Annotated in this window: 18 protein-coding genes; 2 read left to right on the top strand and 16 right to left on the bottom strand. The window is 73.8% G+C overall.

The window, feature by feature from the left end; genetic code table 11:
- Positions 1-175: 175 nt before the first annotated feature.
- The 10 genes from PSED_RS10105 to ndk all read right to left on the bottom strand — a co-directional run bounded on the left by PSED_RS10105 (position 176) and on the right by ndk (position 9,205).
- Positions 176-946 (bottom strand): TIGR03936 family radical SAM-associated protein, encoded by a 771-nt coding sequence (locus tag PSED_RS10105; protein WP_013674145.1) that lies wholly within the window; start codon positions 944-946, stop codon positions 176-178.
- A 27-nt stretch (positions 947-973) separates the two neighbouring features.
- Positions 974-1,528, bottom strand: a complete 555-nt coding sequence (locus PSED_RS10100) for a GNAT family N-acetyltransferase (protein WP_013674144.1) — start codon at positions 1,526-1,528, stop codon at positions 974-976.
- Positions 1,521-3,476 (bottom strand): TIGR03960 family B12-binding radical SAM protein, encoded by a 1,956-nt coding sequence (locus PSED_RS10095; RefSeq protein ID WP_013674143.1) that lies wholly within the window; start codon positions 3,474-3,476, stop codon positions 1,521-1,523. Before PSED_RS10095 ends, PSED_RS10100 begins: the two co-directional genes overlap by 8 nt.
- A 168-nt stretch (positions 3,477-3,644) precedes the next feature.
- Positions 3,645-4,523, bottom strand: a complete 879-nt coding sequence (gene dapA / locus PSED_RS10090; protein WP_013674142.1) for a 4-hydroxy-tetrahydrodipicolinate synthase — start codon at positions 4,521-4,523, stop codon at positions 3,645-3,647.
- Positions 4,524-4,608: 85 nt separating this feature from the next.
- Positions 4,609-5,400, bottom strand: a complete 792-nt coding sequence (locus PSED_RS10085; RefSeq protein WP_013674141.1) for a tryptophan-rich sensory protein — start codon at positions 5,398-5,400, stop codon at positions 4,609-4,611.
- Positions 5,401-5,526: 126 nt separating this feature from the next.
- Positions 5,527-5,877: a cupin domain-containing protein gene (locus PSED_RS10080; protein WP_013674140.1), complete on the bottom strand. Its 351-nt coding sequence runs from the start codon at positions 5,875-5,877 to the stop codon at positions 5,527-5,529.
- A 105-nt stretch (positions 5,878-5,982) separates the two neighbouring features.
- Positions 5,983-6,816 carry an ABC transporter permease gene (locus PSED_RS10075; RefSeq protein WP_013674139.1) on the bottom strand — a complete coding sequence of 278 codons (834 nt, stop codon included), beginning with the start codon at positions 6,814-6,816 and terminating at the stop codon, positions 5,983-5,985.
- Positions 6,813-7,649, bottom strand: coding sequence for an ABC transporter permease (locus tag PSED_RS10070; RefSeq protein WP_013674138.1), 837 nt, complete (start codon positions 7,647-7,649; stop codon positions 6,813-6,815). The genes PSED_RS10075 and PSED_RS10070 overlap by 4 nt, the downstream gene beginning before the upstream one ends.
- A complete protein-coding gene (locus PSED_RS10065) occupies positions 7,649-8,572 on the bottom strand; it encodes an ABC transporter ATP-binding protein (protein ID WP_013674137.1) in 924 nt (307 codons plus the stop codon). The genes PSED_RS10070 and PSED_RS10065 overlap by 1 nt, the downstream gene beginning before the upstream one ends.
- A 222-nt stretch (positions 8,573-8,794) precedes the next feature.
- On the bottom strand, positions 8,795-9,205 hold the full coding sequence (ndk, locus tag PSED_RS10060; RefSeq protein ID WP_013674136.1) for a nucleoside-diphosphate kinase: 411 nt from the start codon (positions 9,203-9,205) through the stop codon (positions 8,795-8,797).
- Positions 9,206-9,394: 189 nt separating this feature from the next.
- Between ndk and PSED_RS10055 the strand changes: the two genes are divergently transcribed.
- Positions 9,395-10,348, top strand: a complete 954-nt coding sequence (locus PSED_RS10055; RefSeq protein WP_013674135.1) for a lysyl oxidase family protein — start codon at positions 9,395-9,397, stop codon at positions 10,346-10,348.
- Positions 10,349-10,361: 13 nt separating this feature from the next.
- Here the strand turns inward: PSED_RS10055 and PSED_RS10050 are convergent, their stop codons facing one another.
- Genes PSED_RS10050 through PSED_RS10035 form a run of 4 tightly spaced genes read right to left on the bottom strand, consistent with a single transcriptional unit; the run spans position 10,362 to position 15,654 of the window.
- Positions 10,362-10,772 (bottom strand): DUF4233 domain-containing protein, encoded by a 411-nt coding sequence (locus PSED_RS10050; RefSeq protein WP_013674134.1) that lies wholly within the window; start codon positions 10,770-10,772, stop codon positions 10,362-10,364.
- Positions 10,769-12,274, bottom strand: coding sequence for a bifunctional folylpolyglutamate synthase/dihydrofolate synthase (locus PSED_RS10045; protein WP_013674133.1), 1,506 nt, complete (start codon positions 12,272-12,274; stop codon positions 10,769-10,771). Before PSED_RS10045 ends, PSED_RS10050 begins: the two co-directional genes overlap by 4 nt.
- Positions 12,271-14,922, bottom strand: a complete 2,652-nt coding sequence (locus PSED_RS10040; protein ID WP_407692846.1) for a valine--tRNA ligase — start codon at positions 14,920-14,922, stop codon at positions 12,271-12,273. The genes PSED_RS10045 and PSED_RS10040 overlap by 4 nt, the downstream gene beginning before the upstream one ends.
- A 15-nt stretch (positions 14,923-14,937) precedes the next feature.
- Entirely contained in the window at positions 14,938-15,654 is a 717-nt protein-coding gene (locus PSED_RS10035; RefSeq protein WP_013674131.1) for a hypothetical protein, read from the bottom strand.
- Between the two features lie 39 nt (positions 15,655-15,693).
- On the opposite strand from PSED_RS10035, the gene PSED_RS10030 reads away from it, so the two are divergent.
- Positions 15,694-16,194, top strand: a complete 501-nt coding sequence (locus PSED_RS10030; RefSeq protein WP_013674130.1) for a PPOX class F420-dependent oxidoreductase — start codon at positions 15,694-15,696, stop codon at positions 16,192-16,194.
- A gap of 17 nt (positions 16,195-16,211) precedes the next feature.
- Here the strand turns inward: PSED_RS10030 and PSED_RS10025 are convergent, their stop codons facing one another.
- Positions 16,212-16,520, bottom strand: a complete 309-nt coding sequence (locus PSED_RS10025) for a DUF6457 domain-containing protein (RefSeq protein WP_143770417.1) — start codon at positions 16,518-16,520, stop codon at positions 16,212-16,214.
- Between the two features lie 28 nt (positions 16,521-16,548).
- Entirely contained in the window at positions 16,549-16,854 is a 306-nt protein-coding gene (locus PSED_RS10020) for a hypothetical protein (protein WP_049803360.1), read from the bottom strand.
- Between the last annotated feature and the right edge of the window lie 29 nt (positions 16,855-16,883).

Here is a 16,883-nt window from a genome sequence, read left to right as displayed (position 1 = left end):
CTCCTTCGCCCCCGGGCGCCTCCTGGTGAAGGGGGCGGCCGCGCAGGGGCCTTACGTCACTCGTTCTCTCCCCGCGCGGTGCGCAGGAAGCAATCCTCAGCTGCGGTGCATCTCGACGGCGGCCGGGCGCCGGCGGGGGCGCCGGCGTCGCGCCGAGCCGCTCGGTTCCGGGCGGTCACCCGGCAGAGCCGAGCGGATCGGCGAGGTGTCCCGAGTCGTCGAGCAGTCCCTGCGCCAACCGAGTCGCCCTCGCGGGGACCGGCGGCGTGAGGCCTGCGACAACGTCGAGCGCACCCAACACATCGTCGGGTCGGACGGCGGGTGTCGTCTGCCGCACGACCGCGGTCAGTATCGCACAGCCCGCAACCGCTGCGGGGCCCGTCACGGCCACCGGGCCGTTGCTCGCGGTCGCGGTCGTCGCGCTCACCAGTGCTTTTCTGACGTCGATCTGTTTGCGACCCGACGGTGTGACGCGCTCGACCACGACGGACTCCTCGGCGAGCAGGGCGTCGACCGCGGCCCGCACGTCCGCCTCCGGCAGCCCGGGCAGCTCGATGGCCCAGCGGACACCGTCGATCCGGTCGGCCAGCGCGGGCGGCTCGGCGACGGCGGCCGCCAGCACGTCCAGGCCCGACGGCAGGGCCGCGTCCAGCGCGTCGACCAGCTCGGCGGGGTCGACCGGCCGGGTCAGCCCGATCTCGACGTACTCGGCCTCGCTGGCCGCACCGGTGGGCGCGGCGCCGATCCAGGACAGCCGCGGGTGCGGGCTGAACCCGTGCGAGTGCGCGACCGGCACCCCCGCCCGCCGCACCGCGCGCTCGAACGCGCGCGCGATGTCGCGGTGCGACAGGAACCGGAGGCGGCCCCGCTTGGCGAAGCGCACGCGGATCCGCTGCACCGTCGGAGGTGCCGGGTTCGCCGCCTCACCGGGCCGCACGCGCGCCATGGGAAAAGGGTACGGACCACCGCCGGGTCAGCCGGGATCCGGGGCCGCGTGCGGGTCCAGGACCAGCAGCGTGTCACCGGCCGGGGTGAAACCGGCCCGGCGGTAGAACGCCGCGCTGCCCGCCGTCGGGGCGAGCATCAGCCGCCGGTAGCGCCGCTCCCCGGCATGCTCGACGACCGCCTGCAGCAACGCCCGGGGAACGCCGCGGTCGGCGAAGTTGGCCAGGACGAACGCGTTGCCCACATGGCCGACGCGGCCGCCGCGCGAGCCGGGCCGCGGCATCGCGACGATCTCGACGACGTTGATGGACCCGATCGCCGTCCAGCCCGCGCGGTCGGACCCCACCTCGGCCAGCCAGAACGTGCGCCGCGGCTGCTCGGTGCGCCACCACTGGGCGAAGGCAGCCTCGAAGCCGGGGTCGGCGACGGGTGCGCCTGCCCGTTCCTCCAGCCAGGCGCGGCGCAGCCCGGCGAGTGCCTCGACGTCGCGCTCGTCGGCGACGCGGACGACGAACTCCGGGCGTGCCGCCGACCCCGGTCCCTGGGAGCCGGGCACGGGGACGCCGGACGCGGGCTCAGGCACTCCCGAACCGGTTCCCGCCGACGGGGTCGGCGACCGTCAGCGGCAGCAGTTGCGTCCCGCTCGGGCCGACCTGGATGTCCTGGCCCGTCGACGGGCAGACACCGCAGTCGAAGCACGGCGTCCAGCGGCAGTCGTCCTGCTCGCCGCCGGCGAGCGCCTCCTGCCAGTCGTCCCAGAGCCAGTCCCGGTCGAGCCCGGAGTCGAGGTGGTCCCACGGGAGGATCTCGTCGCGTCCGCGCTCACGGGTGGTGAACCAGTCGAGCGACACCCCGAGCGGGCCGAGCTCGGCCTCCGCCGCGGCGGTCCAGCGCTCGAAGGAGAAGTGCTCGCTCCAGCCGTCGAACCGGCCGCCCTCGCGCCACACCCGCTCGATGACCCGGCCGACCCGGCGGTCGCCGCGGGCGAGCAGCCCTTCGATCAGCGACGGCTTGCCGTCGTGGTAGCGCATGCCGACGTTGCGGCCCAGCCGCCGGTCGGCGTTCACGGCCTCGCGGAGCTTGCGCAGCCGCTCGTCGACGACGTCCGGGTGGGCCTGCGCCGCCCACTGGAACGACGTGTGCGGCTTGGGGACGAACCCTCCGATGGAGATGGTGCAGCGCACGTCGTTGCGCCCGGAAGCCTCCCGACCCGCCCTGATGACGCGGTGCGCCATCCCGGCGATCTCCAGGACGTCGGCGTCCTCCTCGGTGGGCAGCCCGCACATGAAGTAGAGCTTCACCTGGCGCCAGCCCTGCGCGAAGGCCTCCGAGACGGTCCGGATGAGGTCGTCCTCGGACACCATCTTGTTGATGACGCGCCGGATCCGCTCCGACCCGCCCTCGGGGGCGAACGTCAGCCCGGACCGGCGGCCGTTGCGCGAGATCTCGTTGGCCAGGTCGATGTTGAACGCGTCGACCCGGGTGGACGGCAGCGACAGCGACGTGTTGGCGCCCTCGTAGCGGTCGGCCAGCCCCTTGGTGATCTCGGCGATCTCGGAGTGGTCGGCACTCGACAGCGACAGCAGCCCGACCTCGTCGAACCCGCTGGCGCGGACAGCGGCGTCGACCATCTCGCCGATGCCCCGCAGGGACCGTTCGCGGACCGGGCGGGTGATCATCCCGGCCTGGCAGAACCGGCAGCCGCGGGTGCAGCCCCGGAAGATCTCGACGCTCGCGCGCTCGTGCACCGTCTCGGCCAGCGGCACCAGCGGCGCCCTGGGGTAGGGCCAGTCGTCGAGGTCGCGGGTGGTGCGCTTCTGGACGCTGCGCGGGGCGCGCTCGACGGGCGTCACCGCGGCGATGGCACCGTCGTCGCCGTAGGAGACGGTGTAGCGGGACGGGACGTAGCAGCCGTCGGTCGCGGCGAGCCGGTCGAGCAGGCCTTCCCGCCCGCCCGGACGGCCGTCGGCCTTCCAGTCGCGGACGACGCCGGTGATGTCGCCGACGACCTCCTCGCCGTCCCCGAGCGCGGCCGCGTCGATGAAGTCGGCGATCGGCTCGGGGTTGAACGCGGCGTGCCCGCCCATCAGGACGATCGGGTGGGTCTCGTCGCGGTCGGCCGCGTGCAAGGGGATCCCGGCGAGGTCGAGCGTCGTCAGCATGTTGGTGTAGCCCAGCTCGGTGGCGAAGCTGACGCCGAGGACGTCGAAGTCGCCGACCGGGCGGTGCCCGTCGACGGTGAACGCCGGGACGCCCCGTTCACGCATGAGCGCCTCGAGGTCGGGCCAGACGGCGTAGCAGCGCTCGGCGAGGGCGTCGGGCCGCTCGTTGAGCACCTCGTAGAGGATCATGACGCCCTGGTTGGGCAGTCCGACCTCGTACGCGTCGGGATACATCAGCGCCCAGCGGACCGGCGTCGCGTCCCACTCGTCCTCGTCGGCCACCTGGGCGTTGAGCTCGCCGCCGACGTACTGCACCGGCTTGGAGACACGGGGCAACAACGGTTCGAGGTCGGGGAACACGGAGGTCACGCAGCGTCAGGGTAGTCGCGTCGTCGCGCGGGTGGCCGTGGCGCCCCCGGAGCCCGCTGCAGCGGCGAATCCGGGGTGGCGCCACCTGACATGCGGGAACGGCACTTTCCCGCAACCGGGTTGCGGGAAAGTGCCGTTCCTGCAGATCGGGGCCCGGCGCGGGCGCGCCTACTCGAGCAGTCCCGCCGTACGCAGGGCCGCGCGGACGTCCTCGTGGTGCATCTCGTCGAGCGGGACGAGCGGCAGCCGGATGCCGGACTCGATGAGCCCGAGCTCGGCGAGCGCCCACTTCACGGGGATCGGGTTGGGCTCGGAGAACAGGGCCCGGTGCAGGCCGGCGAGCGTCGCGTCGACCTCGGCGGCGGTCTCGGCGTCGCCCGCGACGGCGGCCGCGCACATCGTCGCCATCGCCTCGGGGGCGACGTTGGCCGTCACCGAGATGTCGCCGTGGAAGCCCGCGAGCATGCTCGCGCGGGCCGTGCCGTCGTCGCCGGAGTAGAGGGCGAAGTCGGGCAGCTCGAGCGCGACGAGGTCGCGCACCCGGTCCAGGTCGCCCTTCGCCTCCTTGATCCCGATGATGTTCGGGACCGCGGCGAGGCGCTCGACCGTCGAGGGGAGCATGTCGCAGGCCGTGCGGCCTGGGACGTTGTAGAGGATCTGCGGGATGTCGACGGCCTCGGCGACGGCCTTGAAGTGCCGGTACAGGCCCTCCTGCGGGGGCTTGTTGTAGTACGGCGTGACGAGCAGCGCGGCGTCGGCGCCCGCCGCCTTCGCCGCCTCGGTGAGGTGGATGGCCTCCGTGGTGCTGTTGGCGCCCGTTCCGGCGATGACCGGGACCCGGCCCGCGGACACGTCGATCGTGTGCCGGATGACCTCGGTGTGCTCGTCCACCGACAGCGTGGCCGACTCGCCCGTGGTGCCGACGGACACGACGGCGGAGGTGCCCGCCTCGATCGTCCGGTCGACCAGCTTGGCGAGGGCGGCGAGGTCGACGCTGCCGTCCTCCCGCATCGGTGTGACCATCGCGACGATGCTGCCGGTGATCATGGTGGGTGCCCTCCGCGCGACGCCGTGTGCCAGGTGCCGACGCTACCTGTTCGGGTGGCGGTCCTCCGACCCGCCGCGTGGGTGGTCAGCCGAGTGCGACCCGCCGGGACTCGACCGAACGCAGCACCCGGCGCGTCGTGACGATCGCGATCAGCGCCGCGGCGAGCAGCGCCGTGACCCCGACGGCCGGCGGCCGGTCGTTCGTGGCGATGCCGATCAGCCCCCACACCGTCGCCGCCGCGTAGCCGACGACCGCCGTCGCGGATGAGACGACCCAGCAGACGATGGCAGCCGTCGCGAGCAGGGCGGTGACCGCCGCCGCCAGGGCGAGCACGCCGTCGCCGGGCAGGCCCTCGGCGACGCCCGTCGCGGCCGTGCCGAGCACCGTCGCGAGCGACACCCAGCCGGCGTAGAGCGCGATCGGCAGCCGGAACGCGAGCTGCTCGGTCGTTCCGCGCGCGGGCTCGTGGCTGAGCCGGCCGTACACCGCCGCGAGCACGACGAGCAGCAGCAGGATGACGACCTCCGCCGCGATCATGTGCCGGTTGCCGAACGCGAGGATCCACAGCGGGTTGAGTACCGCCGAGACCGCGAGCCACCACCCGGTGCGCCGGTGCGCGGGCCGCGAGCGCTGCGACGGCAGCACCGCGTACACCGCGTAGGCGAGGAACCCCAGGTAGATGACCGACCAGATGGAGAACGCCCACCCCGCCGCGAGCAGTGGCGTCGGGTTGTCGGCCGCGACGACACCGACGCCGTCGCCGATCCTCCCCGACCCGCCCAGACCCGCGACGACGATCTGCAGGACGGCCAACACCAGGACGGCGGCGGCGCGGACGAGATCGGCGGCGGTGCTGCGGGGTGCCATCACGGTCATGGCGCCATCGTCCCGCCGCGCGGCCGACCCGGCCAGTCGACCGACGCGACGCGCCCCGCGACGAGCGGGCCGTGGACGCGCGGCGAGGGGCGGGGGTGACCCGGCGCGGCGCGGCGGCGACGTCCGTCAGCTCGGTGCCGGGCGGGTCTGCTTGGCGACCGTGAGCAGGATCGCGGAGTCCTCCAACGCCTCGAGCCGGTGCCGATCGTCGGGTACGACGATCAGGTCGCCGCGCCGCCCGTCCCACGACGAGCTGTCCGTCGAGAGCCGCACGCGGCCCTGCAGGACGTGGACCGTGGCCTCTCCGGGGTTCGCGTGCTCGCCGAGGCCCGCGCCTGCGACGAGCGCGATGAGGGTCTGGCGGAGGAGGTGCTCGTGTCCGCCGTAGACGGTCCGGGCGCTGCGGCCGCTGTCCTCCGTGCTCGCGCGCTGGAGCTGTTCCCGGGCGGCGGCCTCGAGGCTGAGCTTGTTCGACATCCGTACTCCCTCGGCTGTGCGGGCTCCCCCGGCTGTGGGGCGTGGACCCACACTGCACCGCCGGTGCGACGACCGGCAGGTCCGTGCGGCGGCGACCTCCACCGTTCAGCGCAGCAGCAGCGTCCCCAGCCGGCGCGCCGCCACGGCCACCCCGACGGCGATCATCACGACGAAGTAGGCCAGGTGCGGCAGCAGCCCGAGGCCGACCGCGCCGGTCGTGAGCCGCCGCATCAGCTCGACGGCGTGGTAGAGCGGCAGGCACTCGACGACGAGCTGCAGCCACCGCGGATAGACCGACAGCGGGTAGAACGTCGTCGCGAACAGGAACATCGGCAGGACCGCCAGCGTGACCAGGTCGAAGTCCTGCCACGACCGCATGAACGAGGTCGCCGCCATCCCGATCGCCGCGAACGCGAACGCGATCACCAGCGCGGCGGGCAGCGCCAGCAGCGCCCACGGCGAGTCGATCAGCCCGAACCCGGCCATCACCGACAGGAACGCCGCGGAGTAGAGGCCGCCGCGCAGCAGCGCCCAGCCGATCTCGCCCAGCGCGACGTCGACCGGGCCCAGCGGCGTCGCGAGCATCGAGTCGTAGAGCCGGGCGTAATGGAGCTTGAAGAAGACGTTGTACGTCGAGTCGAAGACGGCGCCGTTCATCGCCGACGCGGCCAGCAGGCCCGGCGCGATGAAGGCGGCGTAGCTGATCGGCTGCCCGTCGGGCCCCGGCAGGTCACCGACCAGCGAGCCCAGCCCCGTGCCCATCGCGAGCAGGTAGAAGACGGGCTCGAAGAAGCCGGAGACGAACGCGAGCCAGGTGTGCCGCGACGCCGTGAGCGAGCGCAGCATCATCATCCGGGCCCGGCCTGCGTAACTGCCGGCGGGGAGGAGCCGCCAGATCGTGGGCGCCGGGGGCGCCACGGCGCGCGTCGGAACGCTCACGCGGCCAACCTCCGGGTGAACAGGCGGGCGACCAGGGTCGCGCCGAGGACGAGCAGGGCGAGCAGCACCGCGAGGTGGCCGAGCGTGGGCAGCAGCCGCCACGTCCCCAGCGCGGCCCCACGTGCGATCTCGGTGCCGTGCCAAAGCGGAGAGACCCACGCGAGCGGCCGGATCACCGCGGGCAGCCGGTCGACCGGGAAGAACGTGCCGGAGAACAGCGTCATCGGGATGACGACGAACCGGAACAGCGCGCTGAACGCGGTGCCCTCGTTCTCCACGGTCGCCGAGAACGCCGCGACCAGCGACGACACCGCCAGCCCGGTGAGGACCGCGGCGAGCAGCGACACCACGATCCCCGGGCCGGTGATCCCGCCGAACGCCGCGATGACGAGCACGTACACCGCCCCGGCCCCCAGCATCTTCAGGCCGATCCAGCCGAGCACCCCGAGGCCGATCTGGGCGCCGGTGAGCGGGCCCGCGGCCATCGCGAGGTAGATCCGCTGCCATTTGAAACCGGACAGCACGGGGTAGGTCGACTCGAACGCCGCGCTCTGCGCCGCCGACATCGCGAGCAGGGCGGGCGCGAGCCACACCAGGTACGGGACGCCGCCGGTGGCCGCCGCGGCGTTCGGCCCGCTTCCGACGAGCGCGCCGAACCCGACGCCGAAGGCCAGCAGGAACAGCAGGGGCTGCAGCACCGTCGAGACCGCGGTGGCCCGCCAGTTGCGCCGGTACCAGCGCCAGTGGTGCTCGACGACGCGCCCGATCCCGCCGAGCACGGTGGGGGCCAGCCCCGTCGAGCGCGGGACCGGCACGGCGGCGAGGTCGGCCATCAGTCGACCAGCGTCCGGCCGGTGAGCCGGAGGAACACGTCCTCCAGCGACGAGCGCCGCACCAGCGACGACAACGGCACGAACCCCGCGGCCGCGACGTCGCCGAGGGTGCGCTCGCCGTCGGCGGTGTAGAGCAGGAAGCGGTCGGGCAGCTCCTCGACCCGGTCGGCGTGCCGGCCCAGCTCGCCTGCCGACGGCCGCCGCTCGGGGAGGAACCGCAGCTCCAGGACCTCGCGCGTGGAGTACCGGCCGATCAGCTCGGCGGGCGAGCCCTCGGCCGCGACGACCCCGCCGTCCATCACGACCAGCCTGTCGCACAGCTGCTCGGCCTCGTCCATGTAGTGCGTGGTGACGATCTGCGTGACCCCCTCGCGCTTGAGGCGATAGAGCCGGTCCCACAGCAGGTGCCGGGCCTGCGGGTCGAGCCCGGTGGTCGGCTCGTCGAGCAGGAGGAGCTCGGGGTCGTTGACCAGGGAGCGGGCGATGGTGAGCCGGCGCTTCATGCCGCCGGACAGCTCCTCGACCCGGTCGCCCGCGCGTTCGGTGAGCCGTGCGAACTCCAGGAGCTCGTCGGCCTTCGCGCGGACGTGGCGGCGCGGCAGGCCGAAGTAGCGGCCGTAGATCTCCAGGTTCTCCCGGACCGACAACTCGGCGTCGAGGTTGTCCAGCTGCGGGACGACGCCGATGCGGGCGCGGATGCGCGGCCCGTCGGGGCCCGGGTCCATGCCCAGCACCGACAGCGTCCCGCCCGACCGCGGCGAGACGCAGGCGATCATCCGCATCGTCGACGACTTGCCCGCGCCGTTGGGGCCCAGGAACCCGAAGACCTCGCCGCGGGCGACGTCGACGTCGATCCCCCGGACCGCCTCGACCTCCCCGAAGCTCTTGCGGAGCCCACGAGCCTGGACGAGTGCGTCGGACACGTCCCGACGGTAACCCGCGGCACCGACAGGACGCCGGGCGTTTCGGCTTCCCACCTCCGGCCGGAACCTCACGGTCGTCGCGGCGCCGCCGGACGACCGTGAGGTTGCGCGCGGGTCCTCGGGCCGCCGGCGGGCACGTCGAGGGGGCGGCGCGTCAGCGGAGGCGCAGCCGCGGCCGGTGCCCGTCGCGCACGTCGCACGCCCGGCCGGCGAGGTCGCTGGTCAGAGGTTCGGGAACCAGAGCTTGATCTCGCGCGCGGCGGACTCGGGCGAGTCCGACCCGTGCACCAGGTTGTACTGCACCTCGAGGCCGAAGTCGCCCCGGATGCTGCCCGGCGCCGCCTTCTCGACGGGGTCGGTGCCACCGGCGAGCTGCCGCCACGCGGAGATCGCGCGCGGGCCCTCGGCGACGGCCGCGAGAACCGGGCCGGAGGTGATGAACTCGAGCAGCGACTCGAAGAAGGGCTTGCCGTCGTGCTCGGCGTAGTGCTGCGAGGCGAGCTCGCGGTCGACCGTGCGCAGGTCGAGGGCCACCAGCGTGAGGCCCTTGCGCTCGATGCGGGAGATGACCTCGCCGATCAGCCGGCGCTCGACGCCGTCGGGCTTGACGAGGACCAGGGTGCGTTCTGTCACCGGGTGAGCGTATCGACGGGCTCGTGCACGCCCCGCCACGCCCCCGTCACCTGTTCGGCCCTGACACCTCGGCGGCGCACCGTCGTTGGACACCGGTGTGCGGTGCGACCCGGCGCCGCCGTCCGACCCGGCCGGAGGCGCAGCGCGGTGAGCACGCGGCGAGACCCCGAGAGGAGGCCGTCGCGGCGCATGCGCACCAGGGCGATCGGCCTGATGCTGTCGATCGGGATCGCCGCCGTGCTCCTCGGCGCCTGTCAGGACCTCGACCCGCCGCTGCTGCCCGACCTGATCCAGGCACCCGTCGGCTGCGCGCCGGCCACGAGCGTCGCGCCCGGCAGCTGCACGGCCTGGGACGTCTGCCCGGTCGCCGACGCGCAGAACCCGCACGCGGCCTGTGTGCGGTCGGGCCCGATCCGGCAGGTCAGGCTGCGGTTCACCTCGTCGGAGGAGAACGTCGGCGACGGCCCGCTGCTGCTCTACGGGCACCGGGACTCGACCGCGACGCCGACGATGGCCGTCCGGCAGGCGGTGCAGCCGGGGTACGACGCCACGCTGCCCGCCTCGTTCGCGGCGGCGCAGCAGGCGCTGCCCGGGGCGTCGATGTACTACGAGCCGGCGGTCATGCACCAGCACTGGCACCTGCTCGACTTCGACCGGTTCCGGCTGGTGGGCCCCGACGGCACGACGCTGGTCACCGACCGCAAGACGGGCTTCTGCCTCGGCGACCGTTACACGAGCAACGACGCCTACCAGCTGGGCTACGCCCCCACCGACGACGGCTCGCCGCAGGACGTGCTGGGCAACGCGTTGGCGCACAACGACTGCAAGATGCACGACCCGAACGCGCTCGACGTCGCCGAGGGAATCTCGGTGGGCAGCGGCGACAACTACGACTACACCGTCGACTTCCAGTGGCTCGACGTCACCACCGTGCCGTCGGGCACGTACACCCTGGTCAACACCGTGAACCCGGACAAGCAGATCCAGGAGAAGGACTACGACAACGACTCGTCGTCCATCGCGATCTCGCTGACCTGGCCGGGCGGCGGGCCGGCGCCGAGGACGATCACGGCTCCCCCGGTGGTGCACCTGCTGCGCAGCTGCCCCGGCCACGCCACGTGCACGGCGACCGACGCCTCCTGAGAGCCGCCGGCGCTCAGCGTCGCTGCGAGGGCAGCTCGCCGCGGGCCATCTTCCGTGCGACGTCGCGGCGCAGCAGCAGCAGCCCGCCCCACACGGCCGCGAACACGATCCCGATGACCCACAGCGCGGGCACGAAGACGATGCAGGCGAACACCGCGACCTGCAGCACCAGCGCGTAGGCCAGGCCCCACGGCCGACGCTGCAGTCCCGATCCGACGATCATCGCCAGCGCGAGCGCCAGCATCGAGATCACACCGGCCGGGGTGGCGCCGTCGCCGAACTTGGGCAGCACCAGCATCGCCAGCAGGACGACGATCGCCTCGAGGATCAGCGTCGCGGCGAAGACGCCGCGGATGCCCTTCATCGGGTCGACGGCGGGCGGCGGCACGTCGGGCGGGGTCGACGCCGGGTCGGACGCGCTCATTCCGGTTCCCTCCCGAACAGCGCGCGAGCCTGTCCGGCGACGACGACCGACCCGGTGACGACGACCCCGACCCCGGAGTCGCCGCCCTCCTCCGCCAGCTCGACGGCCTGCTCGATGGCCTGCGCCAGAACGGGTTCGACGCTGACGCGCTCGGCGCCGAAGACCTCGACGGCGAGCGTGGCCAGTTCGTCGGCGTCCATGGCCCGCGGCGTCTCGGCCGCGGTCACGACGATCTCGTGCAGCGCGGGCTCCAGCTCGGCGAGCAGCCCGCGGGCGTCCTTGTCCCGCATGACGCCGACGACCCCGACGAGCCGGGTGAACCGGAACTCCGACAGCAGCGACGCGGCGAGCGCGCGGGCGCCGTGCGGGTTGTGCGCCGCGTCGAGCAGCACGGTCGGGGCGGCGGGATCGCTGCGCATCCGCTCGAGCCGCCCGGGGGTGTGCACCGAGGCGAACGCGGCGCGCACGACGTCGGGGTCCAGCGGCTGCGCCGGACCCGCTCCGACCAGGGCCTCGGCGGCGGCGAGCGCGATGGCCGCGTTGGACGCCTGGTGCTCGCCGTGCAGCGGCAGGAAGATGTCGTCGTAGCTGCCCGACAGGCCCTGCAGCTCCAGCCGCTGCCCGCCGACGGCGATCTCGCGTTCGCGCACCCCGAACTCGGCGCCCTCGCGCGCGACCTGCGCCCCCACCTCGACGGCCCGTTCCAGCAGGACGGCCGCGACGTCGCGCTCCTGCGTCGCGAGCACCGCGACCGCGCCCGGCTTGATGATGCCGGCCTTCTCCCTGGCGATGCCGAGGATGTCGTCGCCCAGGTACTCGGCGTGGTCGAGACCGATCGGGGTGATCACGGCGACCTTCCCCTCGACGACGTTCGTCGCGTCCCAGCGCCCACCCAGGCCGACCTCCACGACGGCGGCCTCGACGGGCGCGTCGGCGAAGGCGGCGAACGCCATCGCGGTGAGCACCTCGAACTTCGACAGCGCCGGCGCCTCCGGGGCGCGGTTGGCGTCGACGAGCTCGACGAACGGCGCCACCTCCTCGTAGGCGGCGACGTAGCGCTCGGCCGAGACGGGCCGGTTGTCGAGGTTGATCCGCTCGGTGGCGCGCTGCAGGTGCGGGCTGGTGTAGCGGCCGGTGCGCAGCCCGATCTCCGACAGCAGCGCGTCGACCATGCGGGCGACCGACGTCTTGCCGTTGGTGCCGGTGACGTGCACGACGGGATAGCCGTCCTGCGGGTCGCCCAGCGCGTCGACCAGCGCGGAGATCCGGTCGAGCGACGGTTCCATGACCGTCTCGGGCCAGCGCCTGTCGAGCACCGCCTCCACGGCGAGGAACTCCGCGAAGCCCGCGACCGAGGACTCGGCCGGGACGACGTCGGGGGTGTCGGAGCCGCGGATGGCGTCGAGGACGTGCGAGATCACCACGTCCTGCGCCGACTCCTCGGGCGTCGGGACGACGCCCTCGCCCTCAGGGAGGTCCGGGTCGTGCTCGTGGTCGCTCACGAGGACGGCAGTGCCTCGAGCCGCGCGGTGACGCGGGCGATGTCGGCCGCGGCCGCCTCCCGGCGCGCCCGGATGCCGTCGACGACGTTCGCCGGGGCCTTCTCGGTGAACTTGGGGTTCCCGAGCTTCTTCTCGGCGGCGTCGAGCTCCTTCTGCGCCGCGGCGAGGTCGCGACCCAGCCGGGCCCGCTCGGCGGCGACGTCGATCGCGCCCGACGTGTCGATCTCGACGTGGGTGTTGCCGATCTCCACGGTCGCCGTCGGGGCGAAGTCGTCGCCCGGCTCGTCGAGGCGGGTGAGGAACCGGACCGCCCGCTCGTGGCCGGCCAGGCCGGCGGCCTCGAGGCCACCGAGCTTCGCGGCGACCGAGCGCCGGTCGGGCAGGCCCTGCTCGGTACGGAAGCGGCGGACCTCGGTGATCAGCCGCTGCACGGCGAGGACCCGCTCGGTGGCCGCGGGGTCGGCGGCCAGGCCCGCGTCGGTCGGCCACGCCGCGACGACGACGGACTCGCCGCCGGTCAGGCCCGTCCACAGCGCCTCGGTGACGAACGGGACGATCGGGTGCAGCAGCCGCAACAGCGCGTCGAGGACGTGCCCCAGGACCGCCCGGGTGTTCGCGGCGGTGGTGCTCGCCGGGTCGGCCAGCTGCGGCTTGGCCAGCTCGATGTACCAGTCGCACAGCTCGTCCCACGTGAAGTGGAACAGGCCCTCGGTGGCCTTGGCGAACTGGAAGTCCTCCAGCAGCGCGTCGGTCTGCTGGCGGACCTGGTGCAGCCGGCCGAGGATCCACCGGTCGGCGTCGGTCAGCGACTCCGTCGCGGGCAGGCCCGCGGCCGCGTCCGCGCCGTTGGCGATCGCGAACCGGGTGGCGTTCCACAGCTTCGTGGTGAAGTTGCGCGACGCGGCGACCCACTCGTCGGACAGCGACATGTCGGTGCCCGGGTTGGACCCGCGGGCGATGGTGAACCGCAGCGCGTCGGCGCCGTAGGCGTCGATCAGCTCGAGCGGGTCGATGACGTTGCCCTTGGACTTCGACATCTTGCGGCCGTGCTCGTCGCGGATCAGGCCGTGCAGGTAGACGTGCCGGAACGGGGTGGCGCCCATCGCGTAGGTGCCGAACATCATCATCCGGACGACCCAGAAGAACAGGATGTCGTAGCCGGTGACCAGCGCGGACGTCGGGTAGTAGCGCTCGAGGTCCTCGGTCTTGTCCGGCCAGCCGAGCGTGGAGAACGGCCACAGGCCCGAGGAGAACCAGGTGTCGAGGACGTCCTCGTCGCGGGCCCAGCCCTCGCCCGTGGGGGGCTCCTCGTCGGGGCCGACGCACACGGTCTCGCCGTCGGGCCCGTACCAGACCGGGATGCGGTGGCCCCACCACAGCTGCCGGGAGATGCACCAGTCGTGCATGTTGTCGACCCAGTCGAAGAACCGGGCGGACATGTCGGCCGGGTGGATCGTGGTGTCGCCGTTGCGCACCGCGTCGCCGGCCGCCTTGGCCAGCGCCTCGACCCGGACGAACCACTGCAGCGACAACCGCGGCTCGATGACGACGCCCGTGCGCGAGTCGTGCCCGACGCTGTGGACGTAGGGCCGCTTCTCGGCGACGATCCGGCCCTGCGCCCGCAGCTCCTCGCGGACGGCCTCGCGCGCGGCGAACCGGTCCATGCCGTCGAACCGCGTGCCCGTGCCCGTGATGCGGCCGGACTCGTCCATGATCGTCGGCATCGGCAGGCCGTGGCGCCTGCCCATCTCGAAGTCGTTGGGGTCGTGCGCCGGGGTGATCTTGACCGCGCCGGACCCGAACTCCGGGTCGACGTACGGGTCGGCGACGACCGGGATGTCGCGGCCGGTGATCGGCATCCGGACGGTCCTGCCGACGAGGTGGGCGTAGCGCTCGTCGTCCGGGTGGACGGCGACCCCGGTGTCGCCCAGCATCGTCTCGACCCGCGTGGTGGCGACGACGATCTCGGCGTCCCCGTCGCCGTAGCGCATGGAGACGAGCTCGCCCTCGACCTCCTTGTGGTCGACCTCGATGTCGCTGATCGCGCTCTGCAGCGCGGGCGACCAGTTGACCAGCCGCTCGGCCCGGTAGATCAGGCCGTCGTCGAACATCCGCTTGAAGACGGTCTGGACCGCGCGCGACAGCCCCTCGTCGAGGGTGAAGCGCTCGCGCGACCAGTCGACGCCGTCGCCCAGCCGCTTCATCTGGCCGAGGATCGCGCCGCCCGACTCGGCCTTCCACTCCCAGACGCGCCGGACGAACTCCTCGCGGCCCAGCTCACGACGGGTCGGCTCGCCCGCATCGGCCAGCCTGCGCTCGACGACGCTCTGCGTGGCGATGCCGGCGTGGTCCATGCCGGGCAGCCACAGCGTGTCGTACCCCTGCATCCGGCGCCGCCGGGTCAGGATGTCGATGAGCGTGTGGTCCATCGCGTGGCCCAGGTGCAGGCTGCCCGTGACGTTGGGCGGCGGGATCGCGATGCAGTACGGCGGCCGGTCCGACGACGGATCGGCCTCGAAGTAGCCGCGCTCGACCCACCGCTGGTACATGCCGCCCTCTACCTCGCCCGGGTTCCACTTGGCGGGTAGGTCGGACGTGCGCGGTGGGAGGGTCTCGGTCACGCTGTCAAGTCTACGAGCCCGGCGCATCCGGTTTGCGGCGGCTCACGCCGCCGGCAGCAGGACCGCGTGCAGGTGGTCGAAGCCCAGCACCGGGGCGAGCGCACGGTGCCCGACCAGGGCCGGGTCCAGCGCTCTGACCTGCCCGGACGTCGGTTCGTAGACGTTCCAGCCGCCGTCGCCGCGGGCCGCGAGCGCCAGGCAGTAGTGCCGGGGCACGACGGTGCCGACCAGCAGCGGAACGGGCCTGCCCGCGGCCAGCGCGGCGGTGACCTCGGCGACGAGCGGCCCGATGTCCTGCGCCGAGCTGTCGTCGACAAGGCGTACGCGGTACCGGCCGGCCGCCGGGACGTTGCGGGCGAGCCAGCGGACCATCGCCCACGGCGTCGTGCCCAGCGCCTGCGGCCACACCCGGTTGGTCTCGCGGTGGACCTGCTTCTGCCGCGCGTCGTAGCGGGCGCCGAAGCCCTGCCGGACGCCGCCGACGACCGGGTCCGGCCCACCGGGATCGAGCCTGCGCAGCTCGTCGGGCGCCGCCCACGCGGCGAGCGCGACCAGCACCGCGCTGCCGCACGTCGTGCCGTCGACCTGGTCGAGCCGGACGCCGTCGCGGACCTGGACACCCGGCTCGGTGCCGACCAGCGGCCGTCCCGGCGCCGCGGCGAGGCGCCGCAGCGACGGCGTCGAGCCGCTCGGGGCGACCGCCGCCGAGTCCCCGAACAGGGTCTGTACCCGGCGCCCGAGCCCGGAGACGGTTCGCACGCCGGGAATCTATCCCGGACGCGGGCGGTTCGGGCGGGCATGAGCAGCCCGGACGCGCCCGCCGTCCTGACCCCCGCCGTCCTGACCTCCGCCGCCCTGACCCCCGCCGCCCTGACCCCCGCCGTCCTGTCCCCCGAGGTGGTCGAGTTCCTGTCCGCGGGCACGCGGACCGGCGTGCTCGCCTGGACCGCCGCCGACGGGCGGGCGCTCGCCGCGCCGGTCTGGTTCCTCGTCGAGGACGGCGCGCTCGTGTTCAACACCGGGGCCACCACCTCGAAGGGCCGGGCACTCGCGCGCGACCCGCGGGTGTCGCTCGTGGTCGACGTGTCCGCGCCGCCGTTCGCGTTCGTGCAGGTCCAGGGCGTCGCCGAACTCTCGGAGGACCCCGCGGAGCTGGTCCGCACGGCGACCGCGCTCGGTGCGCGCTACATGGGCGCCGAGCGGGCCGCCGAGTACGGCCGGCGCAACGGCGTGCCCGGCGAGCTCGTCGTGCGCATCCGCCCGACGAAGGTCATCGCCCACATGGCCGTCGCGGACTGAGCGCCCGGCTGCCCGGCTCAGCCCCGCTGCGCCTGGTCGTTGGCGGGGACGGCGCGTTCGGCGTCGGCGCCCCAGCCCTCGGCCAGCCGCGAGACGATGCCGGCGAAGTCGTTCACGGAGACGGTCAGGTCGTCGGCGCGGCCCGCGGCGATGCCGAGGAGGAACGCGGTGACCGGCGCGGCGGGCCTGCTGACGCCGTGCGCGACGTCGGCGGTCAGGTCGAGCACCTGGTCGACGAGGGCGTCGGCGTCGAGGGTGTCCTCCAACCCCAGCTCACGGCGCACAGCGGTGACCCACTCGGACATGGCTCTCGAATCGTCGCTCACGCCGGCAACGTACCCGGCGGCGGCGGGCTCACACGCGGGCCGCACCCACCGGCTCGGCCGCGAGGCCGGCATGGCGCGTCTCGTGCACCAGTAGCGAGGCCACCGTGCTGACGACCGCCACGAACGCCAGGTAGAGCCCCACGGCGAAGCCGCCGAACTGCGGCACGAGCAGCGTGGCGAGCAGCGGCGTGACGGCGCCGCCGAGCACCCCCGCGAGCTGGGGGAACGCCGCGTAGCCGCCGCGCTTGCCGGATGGGGGGTTCTCCGCCGTCAGCAGGGTCGCGCCCGCCCACTCGCCGCCGACGGCGAGCCCCTGCGCGACGCGGAGCACCACCAGCGCACCGGCGCCGACACGCCGAGCGT

Source organism: Pseudonocardia benzenivorans CB1190 (genome assembly GCF_000196675.2).
GTDB lineage: Bacteria > Actinomycetota > Actinomycetes > Mycobacteriales > Pseudonocardiaceae > Pseudonocardia > Pseudonocardia benzenivorans.
The sequence above is the reverse complement of the archived record's forward strand: the minus strand, read 5'-3'. Positions and strand labels throughout refer to the sequence as shown.

What these genes read in the sequence shown, in the direction of transcription:
- PSED_RS10105 (WP_013674145.1), bottom strand. Translation starts at nt 946, where the DNA reads ATGGCGCGCGTGCGGCCCGGTGAGGCGGCGAACCCGGCACCTCCGACG.
- dapA (WP_013674142.1), bottom strand. Translation starts at nt 4,523, where the DNA reads ATGATCACCGGCAGCATCGTCGCGATGGTCACACCGATGCGGGAGGAC.
- PSED_RS10085 (WP_013674141.1), bottom strand. Translation starts at nt 5,400, where the DNA reads ATGACCGTGATGGCACCCCGCAGCACCGCCGCCGATCTCGTCCGCGCC.
- PSED_RS10080 (WP_013674140.1), bottom strand. Translation starts at nt 5,877, where the DNA reads ATGTCGAACAAGCTCAGCCTCGAGGCCGCCGCCCGGGAACAGCTCCAG.
- PSED_RS10070 (WP_013674138.1), bottom strand. Translation starts at nt 7,649, where the DNA reads ATGGCCGACCTCGCCGCCGTGCCGGTCCCGCGCTCGACGGGGCTGGCC.
- PSED_RS10055 (WP_013674135.1), top strand. Translation starts at nt 9,395, where the DNA reads ATGCGCACCAGGGCGATCGGCCTGATGCTGTCGATCGGGATCGCCGCC.
- PSED_RS10050 (WP_013674134.1), bottom strand. Translation starts at nt 10,772, where the DNA reads ATGAGCGCGTCCGACCCGGCGTCGACCCCGCCCGACGTGCCGCCGCCC.
- PSED_RS10040 (WP_407692846.1), bottom strand. Translation starts at nt 14,922, where the DNA reads ATGCGCCGGGCTCGTAGACTTGACAGCGTGACCGAGACCCTCCCACCG.
- PSED_RS10030 (WP_013674130.1), top strand. Translation starts at nt 15,694, where the DNA reads ATGAGCAGCCCGGACGCGCCCGCCGTCCTGACCCCCGCCGTCCTGACC.